Raw genomic sequence first — 234 nt, 5'->3', positions numbered from 1 at the left:
GCGACGCGGTGGTATTGGCAACAGGCGAAGGCCAAGATAAACGGCTAGTCGCGTATGTGGTGGCCGATCCTGATGACGCGTTAGCGGGCACGTTGCGCACGCATGTGGCGGCCGCGTTGCCCGAGTACATGGTGCCCAGTGCATTCGTGCGACTCGATGCATTGCCGCTGACACCGAACGGCAAGCTGGATCGGCGCGCATTGCCGGCACCCAGCGCTGACGCGTTTGCGCACC

Annotated in this window: 1 protein-coding gene; it reads left to right on the top strand. The window is 64.1% G+C overall.

From position 1 onward, the window contains the following. Positions 1-234 (top strand): AMP-binding enzyme (locus tag KPG66_RS17185; RefSeq protein WP_442929466.1); only part of this gene is annotated, 234 nt, incomplete at both ends.

It is taken from the genome of Mycetohabitans sp. B2 (assembly GCF_021733735.1).
In the GTDB taxonomy this organism is placed as follows: domain Bacteria; phylum Pseudomonadota; class Gammaproteobacteria; order Burkholderiales; family Burkholderiaceae; genus Mycetohabitans; species Mycetohabitans rhizoxinica.
This window is presented reverse-complemented; position numbering and strand designations above follow the sequence as displayed.